Origin of the sequence: Micromonospora sp. CV4 (assembly GCF_003667455.1) — a bacterium.
Classification (GTDB): Bacteria; Actinomycetota; Actinomycetes; order Mycobacteriales; family Micromonosporaceae; genus Micromonospora.
This window is the reverse complement of record NZ_RCVI01000253.1, coordinates 39,881-61,502: the sequence shown is the minus strand read 5'-3', so window position 1 is coordinate 61,502 and position 21,622 is coordinate 39,881. Positions and strand designations below refer to the sequence as shown.

The window sequence follows — 21,622 nt, the reverse complement described above, 5'->3', positions numbered from 1 at the left end:
CGCCGGGGCGCCGTGCCCACCGTGCGCGGCCGGTCCCGCCCCGCCGGCGGCCGCCGGCAGCAGGGTGAGCGCCGGAGCCCGGTGCGCGCCGGTGGCGTCCGCCCACCGGACCACCGTCCCATCGGCGTACGTCTGCACGACCTCGAAGGTGAGCCGCTCGACCTGCGGCATCGGCCCCATGGAGAGCGCCAACCGGGCCGGCCCCGGGTCGCTCGCACCGACCCGGACCCAGGTCACCGCCGTGGTCACCGTGCTCACCCCCGAGGAGTGGATGCCGGCCACCGGCTTGTCCAGGGTGCGGGAGCTGATCCGGGGCGCCCAGCCGTCCACCGACATGGGGTAGACCTCGGCGATCGGCGTGTCGGCCGGCAGCCGGACCTCGATCTGTTTGGTCTTCGTGCCGGCCCGCTCCTCCGGAACGCTGAACTCCAGCCGTACCGCGTCGCCCTGCCGGGCCTCGGTCGGGGTGGTCGTCACGTCCGCCGCGTACGCCGTGCCAGGCCAGAGCAGCAGACCGGCGGCGGCCACCGCGGTCGCCGCCACGATCCGCCGCCGACGGCCACCGCCGTACGTGCTCGCCATCTCGTGCCCCCATCCGTGTCGACGCGGCCGGCACCGGTTTCCGGCCACACCTTCTAGTTCGGCTGCGAGGCGCGAAAGGTTCAACGCCGGCGTTAGGAAGGTGCCCTTCCTTACCTGGGGTGGGTCGACCGATAGCATCGGCAGGAGCCGAGGATCGGCATCCGTTTCGTACCGCCTGGAGGAGTCACCGTGTCCGCACCCCGTACCCCCGCCGTGGCCGACCCTGTCGTCGTCGCCGCCGGGACCACGGCGGCCGACGCGGTGGCCGCGGCCGGACTGCCCGCGAACGGCCCCAAGGCGATCGTCGTGGTCCGCGACCCGGAGGGTCAACTGCGTGACCTGGACTGGTCGCCGGCCGAGGAGACCGTCGTCGAGCCGGTCAGCCTGGACTCGCCCGACGGGCTCAACGTGCTGCGCCACTCCACCGCGCACGTTCTGGCGCAGGCCGTGCAGGACATCTTCCCCGAGGCCAAGCTGGGCATCGGCCCGCCGATCGAGAACGGCTTCTACTACGACTTCGACGTCGACAAGCCGTTCCAGCCGGACGACCTCAGCAAGCTCGAGAAGCGCATGCAGGAGATCATCAAGTCCGGGCAGCGGTTCCGCCGTCGCCGCTTCGGCAGCCTGGACGAGGCCCGCTCCGAGCTGGCCGACGAGCCGTTCAAGCTGGAATTGATCGAGGTCAAGGGCGAGGGCCTGGACACCGACGAGGTGATGGAGGTGGGCGGCGGCGAGCTGACCATCTACGACAACCTCGACGCCAAGGAGGACAAGGTCTGCTGGTCGGACCTGTGCCGGGGCCCGCACCTGCCAACCACCCGGCTGATCGGCGCGTTCAAGCTGATGCGCTCGGCCGCCGCGTACTGGCGTGGGTCGGAGAAGAACCCGCAACTACAGCGGGTGTACGGCACCGCGTGGCCGACCCGCGACGAGCTGAAGGCGTACCTGAAGCTGCTGGAGGAGGCCGCCCGGCGCGACCACCGCAAGCTCGGCGCGGACCTGGACCTGTTCAGCTTCCCCGACGAGATCGGCTCCGGTCTGGCGGTCTTCCACCCCAAGGGCGGCATCATCCGCCGGGAGATGGAGCACTACTCGCGGCGCCGGCACGAGGAGGCGGGGTACGAGTTCGTCAACACCCCGCACATCACCAAGGCGCAGCTGTTCCAGACCTCCGGGCACCTGCCGTACTACGCGGACACCATGTTCCCGCCCATGCAGCTGGAGGGCGCGGACTACTACCTCAAGGCGATGAACTGCCCGATGCACAACCTGATCTTCAGGGCGCGCGGGCGGTCGTACCGGGAGCTGCCGCTGCGGCTGTTCGAGTTCGGCACGGTCTACCGGTACGAGAAGTCCGGTGTGGTGCACGGCCTGACCCGGGTCCGCGGCCTGACCCAGGACGACTCGCACATCTACTGCACCCGTGAGCAGATGGCCGGCGAGTTGTCGACGCTGCTCAGCTTCGTGCTGGACCTGCTGCGCGACTACGGCCTGGACGACTTCTACCTGGAGCTGTCGACCCGGGACGACTCGCCCAAGTTCATCGGCGCCGACGAGGACTGGGCGGAGGCGACCGAGGCGCTGCGGACCGCCGCCGCGACCTCCGGCCTGGACCTGGTGCCCGACCCGGGCGGCGCGGCCTTCTACGGGCCGAAGATCTCGGTGCAGGCCCGGGACGCGATCGGCCGCACCTGGCAGATGTCCACCATCCAGGTCGACTTCAACCAGCCGGAGCGTTTCGGCCTGGAGTACCAGGCCGCCGACGGCAGCCGGCAGCGGCCGGTGATGATCCACCGCGCGCTGTTCGGCTCGATCGAGCGGTTCTTCGGGGTGCTCACCGAGCACTACGCGGGGTCGTTCCCGGCCTGGCTGGCTCCGGTCCAGGTGGTCGGCATCCCGATCCGCGAGGACCACACCGACTACCTGCACGGGTTCGTCGCGGCGCTCCGCGCCGAGGGGATCCGGGCGCAGGTGGACGCGGGTGACGACCGGATGCAGAAGAAGATCCGCACCGCCCAGCAGCAGAAGATCCCGTTCATGGTGATCGCCGGTGACGACGACGTGGCCGCTGGCACGGTCTCCTTCCGCTACCGGGACGGCTCGCAGCGCAACGGTGTGCCGATCGCCGAGGCGGTGACCCACGTCCTCGACGTGGTCAGCTCGCGCACCAACATCGGCCCGTCGGCCGCCGCGGAGTAGCGGAGCCGCCGCACGGCCCGTCCGCCGCCGGCGTGCCGTGGCCTGCTCGCCGCATGATCACGCTCGATCCAGGAAGTAGTGGCCTCCCCGGTGCTGGAGGCCACTACTTCCATGTTCGAGCGCGATCGTCCCGGGAGGTCGGCGCTCCGGGAGGGGGGGACTGCCCCGTCAGACGCCGCAGTTCGGCGCCGACCAGCCGCCGACCGCCGCCACGTGGGTGTGATCGTTGTGGTCCGGGTAGCCGGGGCCGAGGATCTGCCCGAAGCCGTGGTAGCGGGCCTGCTGGGCCAGCCGGCAGAACGAGGGGGATCCGACCAGGTCCACCGCGTCGCCGTACAGGTGCCGGCTGTTCGACGCCCCGCCGACCGCGCTGTTGCAGGGGTAGCTGCGGAAACTGCTGCTGATCGCGATGGGCACGTCACCGAGGGCGTGCCGCAGGGCCTGGAGTTTCCACATCGAGACGAGCGCGTTGAACCGCGCGGTGCTCGCCGCGACCGCGCCGCCGGACCAGTCGCTGTTGCACTTGTTCAGTTCGGCGTAGCTGAAGTTGGCCGGGGTGCAGTCGTCGTCCTGGAGGGCGTAGAGCCGGTTGAAGCTCTGCGGGCCGGCGATGCCGTCGGCGGACAGCCCGTACGCCTGCTGGAAGCGGATCACCGCCGATCGGGTGGCCGGGCCGTACGCGCCGTCGATGGTGAGCACGGCCCCGTAGCCGGGGTAGCCGGCGACCCGGATCTGGAGTTGTCGGACGTCCTCGCCGGACATCCCCTGGGAGAGGGTGCGACCCCAGGTGTAGCAGCCGTCGGCGTGTGCCGCGCTTGCGGTGACGGTGATGCCGGTCACCGTGGTGGCGGCGGCGAGCGCGAGCGCCGCGACGATTCTGCCGAGCCGTCGGATCATGGATCCTCCATCGTTATATGGAAGTGTCTGGATGCATGAAATCTTCATGTTCCGACGTCGATCCGTCAACAACTTCCAGCAATCGAGTTTCCCAACGGTGGGTGTCGCGGCCCGCCCGGCCGCCTCCGTAGGATCGGCTCGTGACTGGGGCGGAACGGCAGACGGACAGCGGCGGGATGGCCGACGGCCTGGAGCGGCTCTGGACGCCGCACCGGATGACCTACATCTCCGGCGAGGACCGTCCGGCCGAGGGCTACGAGAAGCCCACCGGGTGCCCGTTCTGCCGGGCTCCCAAGCTGCCGCCCGAGGAGAGCCTGATCGTGGCCCGCGGCGAGCACGTCTTCGTGGTGCTCAACCTCTACCCGTACAACCCGGGGCACCTGCTGGTCTGCCCGTACCGGCACGTCGCCGACTACACCGACCTGGACGGGCCGGAGACCAGCGAGCTGGCGTCGTACACCCAGGCCGCCATGCGGGTGATCCGCAAGGTGAGCAACGCCCACGGCTTCAACCTGGGGATGAACCAGGGCGGGGTGGCCGGCGCCGGCATCGCCGCGCACCTGCACCAGCACGTGGTGCCGCGCTGGGGTGGCGACGCGAACTTCATGCCGGTGATCGGCCGCACCAAGGTCCTGCCGCAGCTGCTGAGCGACACCCGCGACCTGCTCACCGCCGCCTGGCCGTCCTGACCCGTCGCACCGGCGCGCGGCGTGCGCGCCGGTCCGGCTAGCCGGCGCGCAGCAGCTCGACCAGCTCGGGCCAGCTCTCCACCCGGTGTACGCGCGGCAGCAGCGCGGCGTGCGCGGCGACCTCCGCCGGGCGGGGGCGGAACAGGTAGCGGTGCGGCACCGAGTCGAGGTAGCCGAGCACCTCCAGCTTGTCGTCGACGAAGTGGGTCAGCCCGAGCCGTCGGGCGATCGGCGCCTTGTCCGGCCGGGTGCGGCAGAAGTGCAGCCGCTCGACCGGGATGCCGGTGCGGGCCGCGAAGTCGTGGTGGGCGAGCCACTCCCGGGTCCGCCGCTCGGTGGCCTCGCCGCACTTGGAGACCAGGTGCACCTCGTCGAACGCCGGGCCGAGCGCCGCGAGCGCGTCGAACGCCCCGTCGACGGCGGGCGTACGCAGGTAGTGCGCGCCGAAGAACGACGTGTCGGCGTCCTCGTCAGCCGGCTCGATGAGCACGCCGCCGATGTCCACGCCCAGCCGTCGCATGCGCCGATCATGCCGCACGGCACCCGCCGCCGCGCTCCGGCGTCCCCGGCCCGGGAACCGTTACGTCCCGACCTGGCGGAGATGGCACGATCGTTCGATGGCAGTGACGACACGGATGTTGGGGCGCAGCGGCATCGAGGTCAGCGCCCTCGGCATGGGGTGCTGGGCGATCGGCGGCCCCTGGGCCGAGGGGACCCAGCCGCTGGGCTGGGGCGCGGTCGACGACGACGAGTCCGTGCGGGCGGTGCGCCGGGCGCTCGACCTGGGCGTCACCTTGTTCGACACCGCCGACACCTACGGCGCCGGGCACGGTGAGCGGGTGCTGGGGCGTGCGCTCGCCGGCCGCCGGGACGAGGCCGTGATCGCCACCAAGTGGGGCTACACCTTCGACGAGGCGAGCCGGCAGGCGACCGGCGAGGACGCGTCACCGGCGTACCTGCGGCGGGCGGTCACCGACTCGCTGCGCCGCCTGGGCACCGACCGGATCGACCTGTACCAGCTGCACCTGGCCGACCTGCCGGTGCCGCGGGCCGAGGCGCTGATCGGCACCTGCGAGGACCTGGTCACCGACGGCCTGATCCGGGCGTACGGGTGGAGCACCGACCACCCCGACCGGGCGACCGCGTTCGGGCACGCGGCGGCCGGCGCCACCGCCGTGCAGCACACCCTGTCGGTGCTGCGCGACGCCCCCGATCTGCTCGCCGTCTGCGACAAGTACGACCTGGCCAGCGTCAACCGGGGCCCCCTGGGGATGGGGCTGCTCACCGGCAAGTACTCGGCCGCCTCCACGCTGCCCCGCGACGACGTGCGGGGGCTCACCCCGGGCTGGCTGGAGTGGTTCCGCGGTGGCCGCCCGGCGCCGGAGTGGCTGCGCCGGGTGGGCGCGGTCCGTGCCGCGCTCACCGCTGACGGGCGCACCCTGGCCCAGGGCGCGCTGGGCTGGATCTGGGCCCGCAGCGGGCGCACCATCCCCATCCCGGGCTGCCGTACGGTCGAACAGGTCGAGGAGAACGCCGCCGCGCTGCACCGGGGCGCACTGCCGCCGGACCAGTTCGCCGAGGTGGAGCGCCAGCTGGCCGCTCTGCGCACCGCCGCCCTGCGCGACGCCGACCGGCCGCACTGGCCCCGCCCCACGCACCCCGTCACCCATCCCTGACCGGGGTCAGGTGGTGTGTTCCTTGCGCGCCTGGTCGGCCAGGTGGGCGGGCATGGGGTCGTGGCGGACGAAGTGGCGGCGGAAGGTGCCCGTGCCGGCGGTCATCGAGCGCAGCTCCACGGCGTAGCGGAGCAGCTCGGTGGCCGGCACCTCGGCGCGGACCAGGGTGCGGCCCTCGGCGTCCGGGTCCGGTTCGGTGCCGAGCACCCGGCCGCGTCGGCCGGACAGGTCGCCCATCACCGCGCCCACCGAGCCGTCCGGCACCCGGACGGTCACCTCGTCGATGGGCTCCAGCAGCGCCGGCTGGCCGCGTTCGGCGGCGTCGCGCAGCGCCAGCGCCCCGGCGGTCTGGAAGGCCGCGTCGGAGGAGTCGACGCTGTGCGCCTTCCCGTCGACCAGGGTCACCCGCAGGTCCACCACCGGGTGGCCGGCGACCAGGCCGCGCTCCAACTGGGCGCGGACGCCCTTCTCCACCGACGGGATGTAGTTGTGCGGCACCGCGCCGCCCACCACCCGGTCGACGAACTCGAAGCCGCTGCCGCGGGGCAGCGGCTCCACCTCGATGTCGCAGACCGCGTACTGGCCGTGGCCGCCGGACTGCTTGACGTGCCGGCCGTGCCCCTTCGCGGGCACGGTCAGCGTCTCGCGCAGCGACACCCGGACCGGCTCGGTGTCCAGTTCGACGCCGCCGGCGCGCAGCCGATCCAGCACCACGTCCGCGTGCGCCTCGCCCATGCACCAGAGCACCAGCTGGTGGGTCTCCGGGTTGCGTTCGAGTCGCAGGGTGGGGTCGCCGGCGACCAGCCGGGCCAGGTTGCGGGCCAGGGCGTCCTCGTCGGCCCGGCTGCGGGCGACGATCGCCACCGGCAGCAGCGGCTCGGGCATCTCCCACGGCGCGATGAGCAGCGGGTCGTCCTTGGCCGAGATGGTGTCGCCGGTCTCGGCGCTGCCCGACTTGGTGATCGCGCAGATGTCGCCGGCCACGCAGAGCGTCACCTCGCGCAGGCTGGCGCCCAGCGGCGTGTAGATGTGCCCGACCCGCTCGTCGGCGTCGTGGTCCGGGTGGCCACGCTCGGCCATGCCGTGCCCGGAGATGTGCACGGTCAGGTCGGGGCGCAGCGTGCCGGAGAAGACCCGGACCAGCGAGACCCGCCCGACGTGCCGGTCGACGGTGGTCTTGACCACCTCGGCGACCAGGGGACCCGCCGGGTCGCAGGTCAGCGGCGGGCGCGGTGAGCCGTCCACGCCGGCCACCGGCGGCAGCTCGTGCTCCAGCGGCGACGGGAACGCGGCGGTCAGCACCTCCAGCAGCGCGTCCAGGCCGACTCCGGTCTCCGCGCAGACCGGTACTACCGGGTAGAAGTGACCTCGGGCGACCGCCTTCTCCAGGTCCTCGATGAGCACCTCGGTGCCGATCTCCTCGCCCCCGAGGTACCGGTCCATCAGCGTCTCGTCCTCGCTCTCGGCGATGACCCCCTCGATCAGCTCGTTGCGGGACTCGGCGATGGCCGGCAGGTGCTCCGGGTCCGGCTCGCGCACCTCGGCGGGGTGCCCGGCGGTGTAGTCGAAGACCCGCCGGGTGATCAGGCCGAGCAGGCCGACGGTGGAGACCCCGTCGTCGCCGAGCATCGGCAGGTACAGCGGCATCACGTTGTCGCCGAAGACCCGCTGGCAGAGCGCGACCGCCTCGTCGAAGTCGGCGCGTGGCTGGTCGAGCCGCGCCACGGCGACCGCGCGCGGCATGTCGACCGCCGCGCACTCCTCCCACAGCGCCACGGTGGCCGCGTCCATCCCGCCCGCCGCGGAGACGACGAAGAGCGCGGCGTCGGCGGCCCGCAGCCCGGCGCGCAGCTCGCCGACGAAGTCGGCGTACCCCGGGGTGTCCAGGAGGTTGACCTTGATGCCGTTGTGCAGCAGCGGCGCGCAGGACAGGCTCACCGAGCGCTGCTGGCGCACGGCCGCCGGGTCGTGGTCGCCGACCGTGGTGCCGTCGACCACGTTGCCGGCGCGGGCGATCGTGCCGGTGGCCGCGAGCAACGCCTCGACCAGGGTTGTCTTGCCCGCTCCGGAGTGCCCGACGAGCACCACGTTGCGAACCCTGTCGGGTTCGGTCACCACCGGCGTGCCGCCGGCGGGACCCTTCTCCTGACTCTTCTGCGCCATGGGGCGCACCTCCCTCAGCCGGTGGTTGGTGGCGACCGCCGCGCGACGGGAAGCGGCCCGGGGCGAGTGCGCGGCGATATCCTCCGGTGGTCTGCTGCACAGCGGGAACGGGACGGGCGGACGGGTGAGCTGGCTCACCTCCTGGCTCGATCTCACACCCGTTGCCGGGTAGGCACAAGCCTGCCCCGGGCGGGTCGATGGGACCGGCCGTATCGCCGGAGCTGGGCGGACCGTTATCGTGGGGACCGCCATGGCGAAGATCTTCCAAGTGTCGGCCCGCGCGGGGATGACCCGCGTCGTCGAGCCGATCGCACGTGCCCTGCTCCGCGCGGGCGTCACCCCCAATGCCGTCACCGTTGCGGGCACCGTCGGTGTGCTCGTCGGCGCGCTCGGCTTCGGTGCCCGTGGCCATCTGGTCGCGGGCGCGTTGATCGTGACCGTGTTCGCGCTCACGGACCTGCTCGACGGAACGATGGCCCGGATGAGCGGCGGCTCCACCCGGTTCGGCGCGTTCCTCGACTCGAGCATGGACCGGGTCGCGGACAGCGCCGTCTTCGGCGCGGTCGCCTACTGGTTGGCCACCCAGAACAACCACTCCGGGGTGGCCGCCGCGCTGCTCTGCCTGGCCGCCGGCGCGCTGGTCTCCTACGTGAAGGCCCGCGCCGAGGGGCTGGGCATGACCTGCAACGTGGGCATCGCCGAGCGCACCGAGCGGCTGCTCATCGTCGGGGTCGGCGGAATCCTCACCGGTGTCGGCGTCGACCCGGCGCTGGAGATCGCGTTGTGGCTGCTCGCCGCAGTGTCGATCTTCACGGTGGGGCAGCGGATGGCGCACGTCTACCGCCAGGCCCAACAGCTCCAGCCGGACGGCCAGGCGTGAGCGCAGCGAACCACGTGGCACGGCGCGCAACGACCGGCGGCCGGGTCGCGTGAACCTCACCGAGCTGGGCTACATCGCCGGGTGGCGGGTGGTCCGCGCGCTACCCCGGCCGTTGGTGGCGGCGGCGTTCCAGGCGGGCGCGGACCGCGCCCACCGCGCCGGCGGCGGGGGTACGGCCCGACTGCGCGCGAACCTGCGCCGGGTGGTCGGCCCGGACCTGCCCGAGGCCGAGCTGGACGATCTCGTCAAGCGCGGGTTGCGCTCGTACGCCCGGTACTGGATGGAGGCGTTCCGGCTGCCCGCGCTGAGCCGGGCGCAGATCCTGTCCAGTTTCCGGCTCGACGGCGCCGAGCTGCTCGCCGCCGACGTGGCCGCCGGCCGGGGCGCGGTGGTGGCGCTGCCGCACGCCGGCAACTGGGATGCCGCCGGCGCCTGGGTGGCGGCCACCGGTTGGCCGATCACCACGGTCATGGAGCGGCTCAAGCCGGAGGGCGTGTACAAGCGTTTCATGGCGTTCCGAGAGGTCCTCGGGATGGAGATCCTGCCGACCCACGGTGGGCCGCGCCCGGCGTTCGACGTGCTGCTGGATCGCGTACGCGCCGGTGCGGTGGTGCCGCTGCTGGCCGACCGGGACCTCTCCGCCCGCGGGGTGGAGGTGGACTTCTTCGGCGGGAAGACGCGGATGCCTGCCGGGCCGGCCCTGCTCGCGTTGCACACCGGAGCGCCGCTCTACGTGGCCTCGATGTGGTACGAACCGGACGCGGCGTGCGCCTCGCTCGCCGGCCCGCTGCCGGTGCCCGGGCCCGAGTCGGGGCCGCTGGACCAGCGGGTCCGGTCGCTGACCCAGCTGATCGCCGACCGTCTGGCGGCGGGTATCGCCCGGCATCCGGAAGACTGGCACATGTTGCAGCGGATGTGGCTGGACCAGCGGGGGACGGGCGCGGCGCTGCCCTCGCCGGCCGCCGGTCAGGCCTGAGGGGGTGGGTGCACGGTGAGGCGGAGCCCCACGGTCTCGGACGAGGGGCGCTGACGCATGCGGATCGGCATCGTGTGCCCGTACTCCTTCGACGTCCCGGGCGGGGTGCAGAACCACGTGATGGACCTCGCCGAGGCGCTGATCGCGCTCGGCCACGAGGTCAGCGTGCTCGCCCCGGCTGACGAGGACTCTCCGCTGCCGGCGTACGTGGTCTCCGCCGGCCGGGCCGTGCCGCTGCCGTACAACGGTTCGGTGGCCCGGATCGCGTTCGGCCCGGTCTCCACCGCCCGGGTCCGGCGCTGGATCACCAACGGCGACTTCGACGTCCTGCACGTGCACGAGCCGCTCACGCTGAGCCTGTCGCTGCTGGCGGTGCTGTCCGCCCGCGGGCCGGTGGTGGCCACCTTCCACACCGCGATGACCCGTTCCCGGGTGCTGGCCGCCGCGCAGGGTGTGCTCCAGATCGTGCTGGAGCGGATCACCGCCCGGATCGCGGTCAGCGCCCTGGCCCGCAAGGTGCAGGTCGAGCACATGGACGGCGGCGCCGTGGAGATCCCCAACGGGGTGGCGGTGGCCAAGTTCGCCGACGCCGAGCCGTTGCCCGGCTGGCCGGGGGAGTGCACCCCGGGTACGGGCGGCACCCTGGGCTTCCTGGGCCGGTTCACCGAGGCGCGCAAGGGGTTCCCGGTGCTGCGGGACGCCTTCGTGGAGCTGGCCGCCACCCGCCCCGAGCTGCGGCTGCTGGTCGCCGGCCCGGGCGACCGCGACGACCTGTACGACCGGTTCCCGGCCGCGCTGCGCGAGCGGGTGACCTTCCTCGGCCTGGTCTCCGAGCAGGACAAGGCGCGGATGCTGCGCAGTGTGCACCTCTACGTGGCGCCGAACACCGGCGGCGAGTCGTTCGGCATGATCCTCACCGAGGCGCTGGCCGCGGGCACCACGGTGGTGGCGAGCGACCTGGACGCGTTCCGGCGGGTGCTCGACGGCGGGCGGGCCGGTCGGCTCTTTCCCACCGGTGACCCGGCGGGGCTGCGCGACGCGCTGGCCGACCTGCTGGACGATCCGGCCGGGCGGGCCGAGCTGAGCGCCTGCGGCGATCAGGTGGTGGCGAATTTCGACTGGCCGGTGGTTGCCCGCCGTGTTCTGGAGGTATACGCAGCGGCGATCGAGGCAACCGACGGGCGGGTCATCGACCAGGAATGGGTGGGGCTGGGCTGAGCCGGTGTGACGGATGGTGCGGGCGCTGACCGGGTGACCGGCGTGGCCGTGCCCGGACGGACGGAAACGGAGCAGCACTACGATGCCGCACATGTGGTGGGTGGTGGCCGCGAGCCTGGTCGTGGGGCTGGTCGCGGCGTACCTCATCTGGACCGCCGGTCGGGTCGAGAGGTTGCAGGGCCGCGCGGAGCTGGCGGCGCGGGCCCTCGACGCCCACCTGCTGCGCCGGGCGGCGGCCGCCGCCGTGCTGGCCGAGCGGCGTTTCGGCGTCGAGCTGTACGCGGCGGCCCGGATCGCCCTGGACGCTCCTCCGGACGAGCGGGAGGCGGCGGAGAACGATCTGACCCGGCAGCTGCGCGGCGTGCAGCTGGACCCGACCGATCCGGACTGCGGGGCCGTCATCGCCGCGAGTCGCCGGCTCGCGCTGTCCCGGCAGGTGCACACCGACCTCGTTCGCGACGCCCGCTCGGCGCGCAGCCGACCGCTGGTGCGGTTGTTGCGGATGGGGCGGGGCCGGGAGTGGCCGCGGTACTTCGACATCGACGACCCGACCCTGACGGTGCCCGCGGACGTGCCCGCGAACTGACCGGACGTCGTCGCCCGGCCCACTCCGACGGTCGGTGACGGGGGCCACATCGCAGGCCACCGGGGGTCTGATTGGCTGTCGGTGCGGCGTTGGCCCGGGCGTAGCATTTTCGCTGCCACCACCCCCGGAGCACGTCCAAGGAGCGATGACCCGTGTCCGAAACCACCGCCCCGAACGCCGGTACCACCCCCGTCGTCGGCACCGCCCGCGTCAAGCGTGGCATGGCCGAGATGCTCAAGGGTGGCGTGATCATGGATGTGGTCAACGCCGAGCAGGCCAAGATCGCTGAGGACGCCGGTGCGGTCGCGGTGATGGCGCTGGAGCGCGTGCCCGCCGACATCCGCGCGCAGGGCGGGGTGTCGCGGATGAGCGACCCCGACATGATCGACGGGATCATCGAGGCGGTGTCCATCCCGGTGATGGCCAAGGCCCGCATCGGCCACTTCGTGGAGGCGCAGATCCTCCAGTCGCTCGGCGTGGACTACGTCGACGAGTCCGAGGTGCTCACCCCGGCCGACTACGCCAACCACATCGACAAGTGGGCGTTCACGGTCCCCTTCGTCTGCGGCGCGACCAACCTGGGCGAGGCGCTGCGGCGGATCACCGAGGGCGCGGCCATGATCCGCTCCAAGGGCGAGGCCGGCACTGGTGACGTCTCCAACGCCACCACCCACATGCGCAAGATCCGCCAGGAGATCCGCCGGCTCGCCTCGCTGCCGGCCGACGAGCTGTACGTCGCGGCCAAGGAGCTTCAGGCCCCGTACGAGCTGGTCAAGGAGGTCGCCGAGAGCGGCAAGCTGCCGGTGGTGCTGTTCACCGCCGGCGGGATCGCCACCCCGGCCGACGCCGCGATGATGATGCAGCTCGGCGCGGAGGGCGTGTTCGTCGGCTCCGGCATCTTCAAGGCCGGCAACCCGGCCCAGCGGGCCGCCGCGATCGTCAAGGCCACCACCTTCCACGACGACCCGGACGTGCTGGCCAAGGTCTCCCGCGGTCTCGGCGAGGCGATGGTCGGCATCAACGTCGACGAGATCCCGCAGCCGCACCGCCTGGCCGAGCGCGGCTGGTGAGCGCGAGGAGTGAGCCGGTCCTGCGATCGAAGGGCGGGCCGGTGAACGCGAGCGGGCCGACGATCGGTGTGCTCGCGCTCCAGGGAGACGTCCGCGAACATGTCACGGCCCTGGCCGCGGCGGGCGCGGACGCCCGCCCGGTGCGCCGCCCGGCGGAGCTGGACGCGGTCGACGGGCTGGTCATTCCCGGGGGCGAGTCCACCACGATCAGCAAGCTCGCCGACATCTTCGAGATGCGCGACCCGATCGACAAGCGGATCGCCGACGGCATGCCGGTCTACGGGTCCTGCGCCGGCATGATCATGCTGGCCACCGAGGTCCTGGACGGCCGCCCCGACCAGCGTGGCTTCGCGGGTATTGACATGACGGTGCGGCGCAACGCGTTCGGCCGACAGGTCGACTCGTTCGAGGCGCCCGTGGAGATCAGCGGGATTCCGGGTGAGCCGTTCCACGCGGTGTTCATCCGTGCCCCGTGGGTCGAGCGGGTCGGCGGCGGCGTCGAGGTGATCGGGAAGGTGACCGGTGGCCCGGCCGCCGACCGGATCGTGGCGGTCCGGCAGGGCAACCTGCTGGCCACCTCGTTCCACCCCGAGCTGACCGGTGACCTTCGCCTGCACGCGTACTTCGTGGAGCTGGTCCGGGCCGCCTGAGGCGTCTGTCCGGCCAGCGGGGCATGTTCTCCGGCCTCCGGTCGTTGTCTTCTGGGTGCCCCGGGCGCGCCGACGGCGCCCCGAGCGGGTGCCGGGTGTGACACGCCCGGGTGTGACCTCGGTAAGATTGCCGCGGTTCGGCAGGGCCGTCGCCCGGCGCGGCATCTCCCGCGGAGCCGACCGGCCGCCGGATCGCCGACGCGGCGCGGAATCGGTGCGGCAGTCGACGCAGGCGTGGAATGACAGACGGAGGTACGAGATGTCCGGCCACTCAAAGTGGGCGACGACCAAGCACAAGAAGGCCGTCATCGACGCCAAGCGCGGCAAGATGTTCGCCAAGCTGATCAAGAACGTCGAGGTGGCCGCCCGGACCGGCGGCGGCGACCCCTCCGGTAACCCGACGCTCTACGACGCCATCCAGAAGGCCAAGAAGAGCTCGGTGCCGAACGACAACATCGACCGCGCGGTCAAGCGCGGCTCCGGCCTGGAAGCCGGCGGCGCCGACTGGCAGACGATCATGTACGAGGGGTACGGCCCGAACGGCGTGGCGATGCTGATCGAGTGCCTCACCGACAACCGCAACCGGGCGGCGACCGAGGTGCGCACCGCGCTGACCCGCAACGGCGGCTCGCTCGCCGACGCCGGCTCGGTGTCGTACATGTTCTCCCGCAAGGGCGTGGTGATCGTCCCCAAGGAGAGCACCAGCGAGGACGACGTGATGATGGCCGTCCTCGACGCCGGCGCCGAAGAGGTCAACGACCTCGGCGAGGCGTACGAGGTGGTCTCCGAGCCGACCGACCTGATCGCGGTCCGCACCGCTCTCCAGGACGCCGGCATCGAGTACGAGTCGGCCGAGTCCTCCCTCATCCCCAGCATGAACATCCCGCTGGACGAGGAGGGCGCTCGCAAGATCTTCAAGCTGATCGACGTCCTGGAGGACTGCGACGACGTGCAGAACGTCTACGCGAACTTCGACGTCAGCGACGACGTGATGGCCGCGGTCGACGCCTGACGCGGCAGGACCGGCGCTGGCTCCCGCCGGGCGGTTGATCGTCCGGCGGGAGTCGCCCCTTCACGGTCAGGCCGCCGGGCCGACCCGGAGCGAGGGAGTGCACCGTGGGGGAGACGGCACACCGGTTCGCGCCGGGCGACGTGGTCGTCCGACGTGAGGTCCTGCTCGGTGAGGTCTGGTTCGGCTGCCCGACGATCTGCGTCGAGGACTCGCCCGACCTGCTCGCCCTCTACCTCCCGCCGGGGGCCGAGTTCGGCTTCCCGGAGACCGGCGTGTTCCCGTGCGGGCGACACCCGTGGGAAGCCACCGGGCATGGCGCCTGGCGGGGGCACGGCAAGCTGATGCTGCACCGCCCGGGCGAGGCGCACTCGGTCGACGTGTTCTGGACGGGGCCGGAGCGCGACTTCGCCGGCTGGTACTTCAACCTTCAGGATCCCCTGCGGCGTACCCCGATCGGGGTGGACACCCTGGACCACGAACTGGACCTGTGGTGGGGTGCGGACGCCGACCGGTACGTCTGGAAGGACGTGGAGATGTTCGCGCAGCGCCTCGTCGAGGGGCGCTACCCGGGTATGGCGGACGCCATCCGGGGCGAGGGTGACCGGATCGCCGCCCTGCTCGACGCGGGGCAGCGCTGGTGGGACCCGGCCTGGGCGGCGTGGCGGCCCGACCCCTCCTGGTCGGCGCCCCGGTTGCCCGCCGGCTGGGACGAGGTGCCGCCCGCCCACTGAGGACGGACGGCACCCGCGCGGGCCGTTCACGGTCAGCCGATGGTCTCCCGCTCCCGCCAGGCGGCGCGCATCGAGGTCCGCCCGTTGGTCCGCAGCAGCGACCCCTCGTAGATCCGCGCCCCGGCGACCACGAAGGCGCCGGCGGTGACCAGCAGGATGGCCAGCGAGACGAACGGTTCCCAGCCGGCGGCGTCCCCGGTGAACAGCCGCAGAGGCATCGCCGTGGGCGACGAGAACGGCAGGTAGGACAGCAGCCGCATGGCGGCCGCGTTGTCGTTGAGGAAGATCACCGCGAAGAACGGCAGCATGACGGCGAGCTGCACCGGCGTCGACACACCGGCGATGTCCTCCTGCCGGTTGACCAGGGCGCCGGCCGCCGCCCACATCGCGGCCAGCAGCACGAAGCCGAGCAGGAAGAACGGCACGAACCAGCCGATCGCCGGGGCGAGCAGGCTGAGCAGATCGCCGCTGTCGCCGATCTGCATGCCGATCACGGCCACCACAGCGATCAGCGCGATCTGCGCGAATGCCAGGATGCCGCCGGCCACCACCTTGCCGGCCAGCAGCGCCCGGACCGGCACGGCGGCGACCAGGATCTCCACGATGCGGGTCTGCTTCTCCTCGGTGACGCTCTGTGCGATCTGCAGGCCGAAGGTCTGCGAGGTGATGAAGAAGACGAACGCGAAGACGAACGGCACCAGGAACGCCACCACCGGGTCGACCGCGTCGGGGTCGAGCAGCTGCACCGGCGGCGCGCTGCTCAACGCCCGGACCACGTCGTCCGGGGCCTCGTCCATGGCGAGCACCTTCGGACCGGAGACCACTGCGGCGTCCACGTCGCCGTCGCGGACGGCCTGTTCGGCGGCGCGGTCGTCGGCCACCACGCGGACCTCCAGGCCGGCGTCGCGCAGCGGGCCGGCGGCCTCCTGGGTGACCGCGACGCTCTCCGGCCCGCCGGAGAGCAGCGGCGGCAGGATGGTGCCCGCGGCGGCGATCAGCAGGAAGAAGAGCGTGCCGAACAGGAAGGTGCGGTCGCGCAGCTTGACCCGGATCTCGCGTTCGGCGACCAGCCGGGTGGCCTGGGTGACGTTCACTGGGTGACCTCTCGGAAGATCTCGGTGAGCGAGGGGCTGACCGGGCGGAAGGCGCGGACCGGGCCGCGGGCGAGGGCCGCCTGCAGCACGGGCTGTTCGTCGGCGCCGGCTGGCAGGTCGAAGACCACTCGTGCGCCGTCCAGCTCGACCAGGGTCACCCCGGGGTGGTCGCGCACCCAGCCGGCGTCGTTCGCCACCACCAACTCGTAGCGGGGCACGGTGTACGAGTCGCGCAGTTGCCGCCGGCTGCCGGCGGCCCGGATCACCCCGTCGCCGATGATCACCAGGTCGTCGCAGAGGCGCTCCACCACGTCGAGCTGGTGGCTGGAGAAGAGCACCGGCGCTCCGGCCGAGGCCCGTTCCCGCAGCACGGTGACGACGGTGTCGACGGCCAACGGATCGAGGCCGGAGAACGGCTCGTCGAGCACCAGCACCTCGGGGTCGTGCACCAGCGCGGCCGCGATCTGGGCGCGCTGCTGGTTGCCCAGCGACAGCGTCTCCAGCAGGTCGTCGCCGCGCGCACCGAGCCCGACCCGTTCCAGCAGCGTGTCCGTGGCACGGCGTGCCGCGGCGGCGTCCAGGCCGTGCAGACGGCCCAGGTAGGTCACCTGCTCCCGGGTGGTCATCTTGGGGTAGAGGCCTCGCTCCTCCGGCATGTAACCGAAGCGCCGGCGGTCCTGCCGGGTCAGCTTCGTGCCACCCCAGCTCACCTCGCCGGCGTCGGGGGCGAGCACACCCAGGATGATCCGCATGGTGGTGGTCTTGCCGGCGCCGTTGGCGCCCACGAAGCCGGTCATCCGGCCGGCGGCCACCTCGAAGGACACGTTCTTGAGCACCTGCCGGTCGCCGAAGCTGCGGTCGACGCCGTCGATGCGGAGCGTTCTGGTCACGCCCCCACGCTAGATCGAATACGGCGTCCCGCCGTCAGCCCGGCGGCTGAGCCGGCGGGTCCGTCGCGCGACGGAGGCCCGTCACCCGCCGGGTCGGACCACCCCGTTCTCGTACGCGAACACCACCGCCTGCACCCGGTCGCGCAGGCCGAGTTTGGCCAGCACCCGGCTCACGTGCGTCTTCACCGTCGCCTCGCCCAGGTGGATGGTCACGGCGATCTCCGCGTTGCTCGATCCGGACGCGAGCAGCACCAGCACCTCCCGTTCACGCGGCGTCAGCTCAGCCAACGCGGCGTCGGCGTCGGGTCCGCGGTGGGCGTCGCCCGCCGGGTCGCCGGGGCGTGCGAAGGTCGAGATCACTCGGCGGGTGATTTCCGGGGCGAGCAGACCGTCGCCCCGGGCCAGCACCCGGATCGCCTCGATCAGTTCCTCCGGCGTGCCGTTCTTGAGCAGGAAGCCGCTGGCCCCGGCCCGCAGCGCGGCGAACAGGTAGTCGTCGCGGTCGAAGGTGGTGAGGATCAGCACCGCCGGCGTGCCCGGCCCGGCGGCGGTGATCTGCCGGGTGGCCTCCAGCCCGTCCATCCCGGGCATCTCCACGTCCATGAGTACGACGTCGGGCCGGGTGGCCCGGGTCATCGTGACGGCTCGCTCGCCGTCGGCGGCCTCACCGACGACCTGGATGTCGTCCTCCACCTCAAGGATGACCCGGAAGCCGGTGCGGACGAGGTGTTGGTCGTCGGCGAGCAGCACCCGGACCGGCCGGCCGGCGTCGGGTGCCTCATGGGCCGGTGCCGTGCTCATGCCGAGCGCTCCGCGCCAGCCGCCAGCGGGTGCCCGTCGCTCGCCTCCCGCTGTGCGCCGACCGGCGGGTCCGCCGACGCCGCCAGCGGGAAGCGGGCGCGTACCCGCCAACCACCGCCGGCACGCGGCCCGGCCTCCAGGTCGCCGTCGTGCGCGGTGACCCGTTCGCGCATCCCGATCAGACCCAGCCCAACGACGGCGTTGGCCGTGCCGCCCGCCCGTCCGTCGTCGGTCACGTCGACCTCCACCTCCCGGGCCAGGTACCGGACCCGCACGTCCAGCAGGTCCGCCCCGGCGTGCTTCAGCGTGTTCGTCACCGCTTCCTGCGTCACCCGGTAGGCCGCCTGGGAGACCGATTCGGGCAGCGCAACCTGGGCGCCGTACACCCCGAGGGTGGCCGTCAGTCCCGCGGCCCGGGCCCGCTCGACCAGCTCGCCTATTCGTTCGACGCCGCCGGCCGCCGGCGGCTCGACGTCGGCGCGGGCAGAGGTCCGCAGCACGCCGAGCATTCGGCGCAGCTCGTCCACGGCGGTGCGGGCGCTCTGCTCGATGGCGGTCAGCGCCGTGCGGGCCTTGCCGGGATCGCGGTCGAACACCCGGCGGCAGGCGGACGCCTGCACCCCCATCACCGACACGTGGTGGGCGACCACGTCGTGCAGCTCCCGGGCGATCCGGACCCGTTCGCCGAGCACCGCCCGCTCCCGGGACTCCTCCTGCGAGCGGCGCAGGTCCTCGGCCTGGGCGCGCAGCTCGTGCTCGCGCCGCGCCGCCACCCAGGCAGTCTCGCCGAAGAAGTACGCGAACCCGAAGACCAGCACATTGACCAGTACGCCGGTGACCATCGCGGCGAGCACCGGTGGCACCGGCCCGACCGCGTCGGCGAAGGCGTCGGGCGGGATGTGGTCGATCGTCACCGCGTAGTAGATCCCCAGCCAGGCGAACATCGTGGCGATCACGCCGATCCGCAGCCGGCGGGCCAGCTGGTGGTCCTGTCCCCAGGCGCCGACGGTGTAGAGGGCGCAGAACAGAGCCCAGGCGGAGAACTGGGTCTCCGGGGCCGAGCGTGCCTGCGCGGCGATGAACGCCACCGAGACGATCAGCAGGGTCGCGGCCGGCCAGCGCCGCCGCCAGATCAGCGGCAGGGTCACCGCGACGGTCCAGAACAGTTGCTCCTGCCCGGACGGCGGCGGGCCCAGCAGGAACGCCCCGGTGCTGCGGGCCAGGGTGAGGCTGACCAGCGCCAGCAGGGTCACCCCCAGCCCGAGCCAGAGATCGATTCGGCGCTGCTCCGATGTCGGGCCCGGGCGGCGCCATTCGTCACGCTGTGCCACGGTCATCCGGGAACCATGCCACGCCGGCCACGCCGGCCGCCACGTCCATTCGCCCAGCCGTACGGCCTGGTGCGGCGGACGGGCGGCGGCCCGGCGCGAGGTGCGCGCCGGGCCGCCTGGTCGGCTGTTGGTCACGCCGTCTGGCGGCGGGTCTTGAGGGCGGTGTCGATGAGGTCCCAGATCAGGACCACGGCCACACCCACCGCGATGAAAGCGCCCAGGGTGTTCCGGTTGTCCGCCTCCGCCAGCCAGCTCAGGCGCTCGCCCAGGCTCGGGTTGAGCAGCCGGTCAGAGAGCGCCAACCACAGCACCGGCACCGTGAACGCCAGGTTGAGCAGCGCCTTGGTCCCGAACAGGGCCCAGTTCCAGCGCCCGATCCGGTACTTGACGATCTCGAAGATCGCGGTGGCGGCCAGTACACCGATCAGCGCCGGCAGCCAGAACGACCACAGGGCCGGGTCGAGGATCGGGATGTTGTCGCCGTCGGTGGCGTGCACCCAGGACTGGTAGTGCTGGAACGGCAGGTAGCCGATGGTCAGCACCAGCATGGCCACCGACGCGATGGTGTCGGCGAGGGAGACGTCCTTGTGCACGGGGACGTCGGGCAGCTGGTCGACGGTCCAGCCGGGCAGGTCCATGGTCGGCTGGGAGCGCTCGATGAGGGCGAAGACCAGGGTGAGCCAGAAGGCGATCTGCACGGCCACCTGCATGGCGGTGACGACGCCCGTCCCGATGGCCCCGAAGCCCTTGCCTTCGGCGACCTGGACGACTGTCACCACCGTGCCGACGAGCGCCGGGATGAAGCTGAGCAGCAGTTTCAGCAGCCGCAGCCAGACCAGGTAGTACGTCGGGCCGATGAGCTGCAACCGGCGGTCGGCGTACCGGGCGGCCAGGAGGTCCGGGTTGCCCAGCTCGGTGAGCACCTCCCGCTCGGCGGTGGTGGTGTCCTGGCCGGCGCCGGTGCGGTCCTCGATCATGTCCTCGATCGAGGCGCGCAGCTCGTCGGCGATCTCGTCGCGGCGCGGGGTCGGCACCGAGCGCAGGGTGGCAGCGAGGTAGCGGTCGGTCAGGGTGTTCATCGGTCCACTCCTTGGATCAGCCCGGTGATGGAGGTCTGCACGGCGGCGAGGTCGTCGAGCAGCCGGCCCAGCATCGACTCGCCCTCGTCGCTGGTCCGGTAGAACTTGCGCGGCCGGCTCTCCTCGGTGTTCCACTCGCTGGTCAGCAGGCCCTGGTCCTCCAGCCGGCGCAGCAGCGGGTAGAGCGTGTTGGCGTCCACCGGGAAGCCGTGGTCGGTGAGCCGTTGCAGCAGTGCGTAGCCGTAGTCCGGTCGGCGCAGCGCGACCAGGCTGGCCACCACGACGCTGCCTCGACGCAACTCCTGCAGGTGCGTCCGTAGAACGTCCTCGCTAACCATGTGTCACACCATACTGTGTGCCACACAGTATTGTCCAGCTCGATAACATCGTGTCTGCTCGTCCCCCGTCGGTGCGGCACGACGAAAGGGGGCGCCCGGCCGCCGCCGGACGCCCCCACCTGGACCGGGATCAGCAGGACGTGCCCTGCCGGAAGTTCCGCTCGACGAAGGTGGCCGGCCCGACCTGGAAGTAGCCCACGCCGGGTCGGATCGGGTGCCCGGTGAACAACTCCACCCGCGACCCGACGCGCACCAGGTACGCCTCGGCGTCCCCCGCGTCGTTACGGATCAGCGAGCCTCGCCGGCCGTAGATCGCCTCCAGCTCCGCGAAGGACATGCCGACCGCCGCGCCCGCGGGGGACCGGGGCGGTGCGGTGGCCGTACCGACCTCCACCAGACGTCCGTCGCGGAAGGCCAGCAGGATCACGCCGGCCCAGGGCCCGGTCGCGCCGGCGTGCACGACGCCGTCGCAGCCCGCCGCGGTCCAGTCGATGCGCCCGGCCGCGGTGAGTGCCGTCAGGCTGGCACCGATCCGGTACACACCGGCACCGCTGACGCTGAGCACCCGGGGGTGGCGGTGCCCGCCGCCCGGCTCGACGGCGGGCGAGGCGGCGAGCGACCCGGGGTGCGCCGCGCCGGCCCTGGTGTCGCCGGTCGAGGACGCCGCCGCGGCCGGGGCGGCGGCGGTCGCCGGGACGAGCGCCCCGAGCGCCAGCGCCACCGTGGTGATGAGGATCGAGGGTCGGTTCATGTCTGCTCC

22 protein-coding genes are annotated in these 21,622 nt (G+C 72.5%); 11 read left to right on the top strand and 11 right to left on the bottom strand.

The window, feature by feature from the left end; translation table 11 throughout:
• Positions 1-582, bottom strand: a 582-nt coding sequence (locus EAD98_RS14140; protein WP_121654500.1) for a DUF1775 domain-containing protein, incomplete at its 3' end; no start/stop codon positions are given.
• 189 nt (positions 583-771) lie between these two features.
• Here EAD98_RS14140 and thrS point away from each other — a divergent pair.
• Positions 772-2,781, top strand: a complete 2,010-nt coding sequence (gene thrS / locus EAD98_RS14135; protein WP_121654499.1) for a threonine--tRNA ligase — start codon at positions 772-774, stop codon at positions 2,779-2,781.
• Between the two features lie 168 nt (positions 2,782-2,949).
• Here the strand turns inward: thrS and EAD98_RS14130 are convergent, their stop codons facing one another.
• Entirely contained in the window at positions 2,950-3,678 is a 729-nt protein-coding gene (locus EAD98_RS14130; RefSeq protein WP_121654498.1) for a D-Ala-D-Ala carboxypeptidase family metallohydrolase, read from the bottom strand.
• Positions 3,679-3,854: 176 nt separating this feature from the next.
• Between EAD98_RS14130 and EAD98_RS14125 the strand changes: the two genes are divergently transcribed.
• On the top strand, positions 3,855-4,367 hold the full coding sequence (locus tag EAD98_RS14125) for an HIT domain-containing protein (RefSeq protein ID WP_199723400.1): 513 nt from the start codon (positions 3,855-3,857) through the stop codon (positions 4,365-4,367).
• Between the two features lie 37 nt (positions 4,368-4,404).
• Here the strand turns inward: EAD98_RS14125 and EAD98_RS14120 are convergent, their stop codons facing one another.
• Positions 4,405-4,887, bottom strand: a complete 483-nt coding sequence (locus EAD98_RS14120) for a hypothetical protein (RefSeq protein ID WP_121654496.1) — start codon at positions 4,885-4,887, stop codon at positions 4,405-4,407.
• Between the two features lie 97 nt (positions 4,888-4,984).
• On the opposite strand from EAD98_RS14120, the gene EAD98_RS14115 reads away from it, so the two are divergent.
• Positions 4,985-6,043: an aldo/keto reductase gene (locus EAD98_RS14115; RefSeq protein WP_121654495.1), complete on the top strand. Its 1,059-nt coding sequence runs from the start codon at positions 4,985-4,987 to the stop codon at positions 6,041-6,043.
• 6 nt (positions 6,044-6,049) lie between these two features.
• Here the strand turns inward: EAD98_RS14115 and EAD98_RS14110 are convergent, their stop codons facing one another.
• On the bottom strand, positions 6,050-8,206 hold the full coding sequence (locus tag EAD98_RS14110) for an elongation factor G-like protein EF-G2 (RefSeq protein WP_121654494.1): 2,157 nt from the start codon (positions 8,204-8,206) through the stop codon (positions 6,050-6,052).
• A 250-nt stretch (positions 8,207-8,456) separates the two neighbouring features.
• On the opposite strand from EAD98_RS14110, the gene pgsA reads away from it, so the two are divergent.
• From pgsA to EAD98_RS14070, 8 genes are all read left to right on the top strand, one after another.
• Positions 8,457-9,086, top strand: a complete 630-nt coding sequence (gene pgsA / locus EAD98_RS14105; RefSeq protein WP_121654511.1) for a phosphatidylinositol phosphate synthase — start codon at positions 8,457-8,459, stop codon at positions 9,084-9,086.
• A gap of 49 nt (positions 9,087-9,135) precedes the next feature.
• Positions 9,136-10,062: a phosphatidylinositol mannoside acyltransferase gene (locus EAD98_RS14100; protein WP_121654493.1), complete on the top strand. Its 927-nt coding sequence runs from the start codon at positions 9,136-9,138 to the stop codon at positions 10,060-10,062.
• A 57-nt stretch (positions 10,063-10,119) separates the two neighbouring features.
• Positions 10,120-11,280, top strand: a complete 1,161-nt coding sequence (locus tag EAD98_RS14095) for a glycosyltransferase family 4 protein (RefSeq protein WP_121654492.1) — start codon at positions 10,120-10,122, stop codon at positions 11,278-11,280.
• 82 nt (positions 11,281-11,362) lie between these two features.
• Complete coding sequence (locus EAD98_RS14090; RefSeq protein WP_121654491.1) at positions 11,363-11,866, top strand: hypothetical protein; 504 nt, start codon at positions 11,363-11,365, stop codon at positions 11,864-11,866.
• Positions 11,867-12,018: 152 nt separating this feature from the next.
• On the top strand, positions 12,019-12,936 hold the full coding sequence (gene pdxS, locus EAD98_RS14085) for a pyridoxal 5'-phosphate synthase lyase subunit PdxS (protein WP_121654490.1): 918 nt from the start codon (positions 12,019-12,021) through the stop codon (positions 12,934-12,936).
• 41 nt (positions 12,937-12,977) lie between these two features.
• On the top strand, positions 12,978-13,586 hold the full coding sequence (gene pdxT, locus EAD98_RS14080) for a pyridoxal 5'-phosphate synthase glutaminase subunit PdxT (RefSeq protein ID WP_121654489.1): 609 nt from the start codon (positions 12,978-12,980) through the stop codon (positions 13,584-13,586).
• Positions 13,587-13,845: 259 nt separating this feature from the next.
• Positions 13,846-14,598, top strand: a complete 753-nt coding sequence (locus tag EAD98_RS14075) for a YebC/PmpR family DNA-binding transcriptional regulator (RefSeq protein ID WP_121654488.1) — start codon at positions 13,846-13,848, stop codon at positions 14,596-14,598.
• 104 nt (positions 14,599-14,702) lie between these two features.
• Positions 14,703-15,329, top strand: coding sequence for a DUF402 domain-containing protein (locus EAD98_RS14070; RefSeq protein WP_233583820.1), 627 nt, complete (start codon positions 14,703-14,705; stop codon positions 15,327-15,329).
• A gap of 32 nt (positions 15,330-15,361) precedes the next feature.
• Here the strand turns inward: EAD98_RS14070 and EAD98_RS14065 are convergent, their stop codons facing one another.
• The 7 genes from EAD98_RS14065 to EAD98_RS14035 form a co-directional block, all read right to left on the bottom strand.
• A complete protein-coding gene (locus EAD98_RS14065; RefSeq protein ID WP_121654487.1) occupies positions 15,362-16,423 on the bottom strand; it encodes an ABC transporter permease in 1,062 nt (353 codons plus the stop codon).
• Positions 16,420-17,313 carry an ABC transporter ATP-binding protein gene (locus tag EAD98_RS14060; RefSeq protein ID WP_121654486.1) on the bottom strand — a complete coding sequence of 298 codons (894 nt, stop codon included), beginning with the start codon at positions 17,311-17,313 and terminating at the stop codon, positions 16,420-16,422. The genes EAD98_RS14065 and EAD98_RS14060 overlap by 4 nt, the downstream gene beginning before the upstream one ends.
• 81 nt (positions 17,314-17,394) lie before the next feature.
• On the bottom strand, positions 17,395-18,114 hold the full coding sequence (locus EAD98_RS14055) for a response regulator transcription factor (protein WP_121654485.1): 720 nt from the start codon (positions 18,112-18,114) through the stop codon (positions 17,395-17,397).
• Entirely contained in the window at positions 18,111-19,451 is a 1,341-nt protein-coding gene (locus tag EAD98_RS14050; RefSeq protein ID WP_121654484.1) for a sensor histidine kinase, read from the bottom strand. The genes EAD98_RS14055 and EAD98_RS14050 overlap by 4 nt, the downstream gene beginning before the upstream one ends.
• A gap of 125 nt (positions 19,452-19,576) precedes the next feature.
• Positions 19,577-20,524, bottom strand: coding sequence for a permease prefix domain 1-containing protein (locus tag EAD98_RS14045; protein WP_121654483.1), 948 nt, complete (start codon positions 20,522-20,524; stop codon positions 19,577-19,579).
• The gene (locus tag EAD98_RS14040) at positions 20,521-20,862 is read right to left on the bottom strand and encodes a PadR family transcriptional regulator (RefSeq protein WP_121654482.1); all 342 of its coding nucleotides are present in this window, start codon (positions 20,860-20,862) and stop codon (positions 20,521-20,523) included. Before EAD98_RS14040 ends, EAD98_RS14045 begins: the two co-directional genes overlap by 4 nt.
• A gap of 130 nt (positions 20,863-20,992) precedes the next feature.
• Positions 20,993-21,613 carry a hypothetical protein gene (locus tag EAD98_RS14035; protein WP_121654481.1) on the bottom strand — a complete coding sequence of 207 codons (621 nt, stop codon included), beginning with the start codon at positions 21,611-21,613 and terminating at the stop codon, positions 20,993-20,995.
• Positions 21,614-21,622: the final 9 nt, after the last annotated feature.

Bases quoted from the DNA above. Each gene is read 5' to 3' on its own strand.
- EAD98_RS14130 (WP_121654498.1), bottom strand. From the start codon at position 3,678: ATGATCCGACGGCTCGGCAGAATCGTCGCGGCGCTCGCGCTCGCCGCC.
- EAD98_RS14125 (WP_199723400.1), top strand. From the start codon at position 3,855: ATGGCCGACGGCCTGGAGCGGCTCTGGACGCCGCACCGGATGACCTAC.
- EAD98_RS14120 (WP_121654496.1), bottom strand. From the start codon at position 4,887: ATGCGACGGCTGGGCGTGGACATCGGCGGCGTGCTCATCGAGCCGGCT.
- EAD98_RS14115 (WP_121654495.1), top strand. From the start codon at position 4,985: ATGGCAGTGACGACACGGATGTTGGGGCGCAGCGGCATCGAGGTCAGC.
- EAD98_RS14110 (WP_121654494.1), bottom strand. From the start codon at position 8,206: ATGGCGCAGAAGAGTCAGGAGAAGGGTCCCGCCGGCGGCACGCCGGTG.
- pgsA (WP_121654511.1), top strand. From the start codon at position 8,457: ATGGCGAAGATCTTCCAAGTGTCGGCCCGCGCGGGGATGACCCGCGTC.
- EAD98_RS14095 (WP_121654492.1), top strand. From the start codon at position 10,120: ATGCGGATCGGCATCGTGTGCCCGTACTCCTTCGACGTCCCGGGCGGG.
- EAD98_RS14090 (WP_121654491.1), top strand. From the start codon at position 11,363: ATGCCGCACATGTGGTGGGTGGTGGCCGCGAGCCTGGTCGTGGGGCTG.
- EAD98_RS14075 (WP_121654488.1), top strand. From the start codon at position 13,846: ATGTCCGGCCACTCAAAGTGGGCGACGACCAAGCACAAGAAGGCCGTC.
- EAD98_RS14055 (WP_121654485.1), bottom strand. From the start codon at position 18,114: ATGAGCACGGCACCGGCCCATGAGGCACCCGACGCCGGCCGGCCGGTC.
- EAD98_RS14050 (WP_121654484.1), bottom strand. From the start codon at position 19,451: ATGACCGTGGCACAGCGTGACGAATGGCGCCGCCCGGGCCCGACATCG.
- EAD98_RS14045 (WP_121654483.1), bottom strand. From the start codon at position 20,524: ATGAACACCCTGACCGACCGCTACCTCGCTGCCACCCTGCGCTCGGTG.
- EAD98_RS14040 (WP_121654482.1), bottom strand. From the start codon at position 20,862: ATGGTTAGCGAGGACGTTCTACGGACGCACCTGCAGGAGTTGCGTCGA.
- EAD98_RS14035 (WP_121654481.1), bottom strand. From the start codon at position 21,613: ATGAACCGACCCTCGATCCTCATCACCACGGTGGCGCTGGCGCTCGGG.